General features: G+C 51.0%; 2 protein-coding genes. Both read right to left on the bottom strand.

Annotated elements, in window-relative coordinates; genetic code table 11:
- Window positions 1-120: 120 nt before the first annotated feature.
- Entirely contained in the window at window positions 121-621 is a 501-nt protein-coding gene (locus AC5JO6_RS05550; RefSeq protein WP_496080052.1) for a helix-turn-helix domain-containing protein, read from the bottom strand.
- 190 nt (window positions 622-811) lie between these two features.
- Complete coding sequence (locus AC5JO6_RS05545; RefSeq protein ID WP_496080051.1) at window positions 812-2,671, bottom strand: purple acid phosphatase family protein; 1,860 nt, start codon at window positions 2,669-2,671, stop codon at window positions 812-814.
- Window positions 2,672-2,940: the final 269 nt, after the last annotated feature.

The raw sequence follows: 2,940 nt of genomic DNA, 5'->3' as shown, positions 1-2,940 counted from the left end.
AAAGACTTGCCAGCATTGCCTCCGGCTATCTTTTGACCTCGTCGAACTGACGTTAGTTTAAGCGCGATCGCCTATGCAGCGCCAACTCTATTGTTCACTGCCAGCCGTGTACCAGCTAGTTCAGTAAATCTCATAGCGAAACGCTGCTTTCTCTGCCACCAATGTTAGGTGCTTGGAACTAGCGCGAGTGGGGGCATAAACGCCTTTCTCCCATTCACTTACCGTTTGTTGACGGACTCCTAATTCTTTCGCCATGTCTGCTTGACTCAGCCCCATGTGCAACCGCAAGGCACGAATCAACTCACTGTTCCACTGCAAAGTATCGTCGATGCACTGCACTTTGTAGACTTGTGGTGGTTTGGTAAATGTTACCTGTTCACTATCCAGGTCGATCGCGTCCACTAAATACCCTGCCGACATCCAGGCAACCGCTTGCAGCGCGCCTTTACTGCGATTGCTCCACCAACCGCGTTTGATGCGAGCAGAAGGGGGAAGCGCTCCGCCAAGCAATGCCTCAATTTCAGCAAAGGTCAAGGTGATGTGCGTTTGATCGCTCTGACGCAATGCGTCTAACAATGGCTGATATTTACTTCCACCTTGTTTGCCACCGTGACTAGACATTTTACACGCCAACGTGTTACTATTGAGGGCTTGATCAAAAGCGATCGCCCCATTATAGATGCCTTCAAAGTAGCGCCGACCAAATTTTGACGCTCAATCCCAGTCACTTCACCCGGTTGATGCTGCGATCGCGCAGATAACAGAGGTTCCCGCGTAGTTCAGAGTCGCTTCTTCGCAAAGCCTAAAGCCTTTATTGCTTCAGCTTGAACTCATCAAACTTGACCACAGCAGACTTTGGGTCGCGCGTATCAAACCGATAGCTGCTGATAGTGCCTGTGCCTGTATCAAAAATGCTAAAGGCAGTGATGTCATTGCTGGCGATGTAGGGCATGGGCTGTTTTTTAGCATCAAGGAGAGGGGCGATCGTGGGCACGATCGGTTCTAACCCATTGGGATTGCCCGTCGCGGCGTAGTGTTCCTTGTAGCCTGTTGGGACATTACGCTTGAGGTCGCCCACAAAAGCGCCGTAGGAATTGCCCACATTTGAGGTTTCTAAAAAGTGCGTTCCGCTGGGACTCATGAACCGATTCCACAGATGCGAATGCCCGTAAAACACCAGTTGCACACCCGCTTTTTCTAATAGCGGCACCACATCTCGAATGATGTAGTCATCTTTGATCGGGTACTCGTAACGAACCGTGGTGAAACGTATTAACTGTGGTTCACTACTTTCTGGAGGAGGACAGGACTGATTATTAGGACACATCCACGCTTGGATTTGCCGTCCCTCAAGATTTTGCTGATCAACCACTAGCACCGGACGAGTGTAAGCAGGAACGATGTTTTCACCTAAAGAGTGGGGTGGATGATGGAACATGACCAGCTTATATTTGGCTCGTTTAAACTCTGGGCTACTGAGTTCTTGTGCTAACCAATTGTATTGAGGGCTGTTTTTGGCGATCGGTTCAAAAAGATGCTGTCCCCAGCCCCAGCTGTTTAGATCTTGTGCGTTCTCAATATCCTGTTCCCGTTCTCGATACTTCCCTCTAGCATCTGCTGCAAGACTGGGAGTACGCCAAACGTTGGTGATGTAGAGTACGACCAGACGCACATCGCCAAAAGTCACGGCATAATACCGCTTTCCACCTTGGGGACTTTGTGGCAACGTAAAAATCTCTTCATACGTGTCTGTGTTGAACGAGTGTTCTTTCACCCATGCTTTAAGAATTGCTGGATTTGCCGGATTCTCTACTGGTTTACCACTGTTGAGAACTGAAGTATAAAAGGATGCTTCTCCAATTTCATACGGTACTGTATTGTTGAACTGCTCGCCCAACGAGTCAGTGGTGGAGAAGCGTCCCATGACTTCGTGGTTGCCGATCGCGGTATACATCGGCGCATGTTGAATGATGGCTCCCCCTTTGTAGCGAGTCTTGATGCCGTTTTTCTCTAGCTCGTAGCAGGCGCGACCTTGCAGACCTGGAAAGAGCGAACCACCACAGGCATCGTCAAACCATTCGGAGGCGCGATCGGCAACGTTGATCAAATCCCCGGCAAAGAGGACGAGATCGACCTGCCCGATCGTCTCCACCACTTTTTGCAAGTTAGCTGCCACCATCGGCTTGATTTGGTGGTCGGAGGTCAGCAGAATTTTGAGGGGCTTTCCGGGTACTGGTTTCGCCGTTAAGGTATAAGTCTCGCTATTCACAGCTACGCCCTCTTCACGCACGCTGGTCACTCGGTAAGGCACACGTCGATCGGGCTTTAACCCTGTGACTTCCGCCTCATGTCGCCAGATGGGACGCACAGTCACTCCAGAGTATTTCGTGGCGCGTTGAGACTCGGCATCTTCGCGGGTGCGGCTTAGCTGAGTCGTGGTTGCGGTTGCGGTGCGGGTCAATGCATCCCCATATGCCACCGTGTGTTTTGTGCCTGCGAATTCGGTGAACCACACAACGCGGACAGAAGATTCTGATGGCAATTGCAGAAATGGCTCCGTCAGAAGGATCGGTTTGGCAGACATTGCAGGCGTGAGAGTGGAGTAAACAAGACTGAGTATGACCAATAGCACAGCCATCAGCAGCATACGATGAGTCAGGCGTTTCAGCATGGATACCTGGACGACATCAGGGCAAGTTGCGGTTTACTCAAACCATCATAGCTGGGTCATGGCAGCGACCAGGTTAAGGGAGCGATCGTTGGGTTGATGGCAGCGGGGAACAGAGTATAGCGCTGGCTTATCTCACCGCAACAAAGAAGGCTTTAGCCTCACTCAAAAAGCCATAGGTAGCGCCAACGTCTAAGGTGTGTCGTCGTCATGCCAGGGTTCAACCCCCGCTGTTTAAACTAGGTCGTCGAGTCCTGGATATAGGTCGTCGA

The sequence above is a fragment of the Tildeniella sp. genome, from assembly GCF_059505325.1.
Note: the sequence above shows the minus strand (reverse complement) of the source record. Positions and strands in the feature narration are given on the sequence as shown.

Coding starts and splice junctions, on each gene's coding strand:
- AC5JO6_RS05550 (WP_496080052.1), bottom strand. CDS start 621: ATGTCTAGTCACGGTGGCAAACAAGGTGGAAGTAAATATCAGCCATTG.
- AC5JO6_RS05545 (WP_496080051.1), bottom strand. CDS start 2,671: ATGCTGAAACGCCTGACTCATCGTATGCTGCTGATGGCTGTGCTATTG.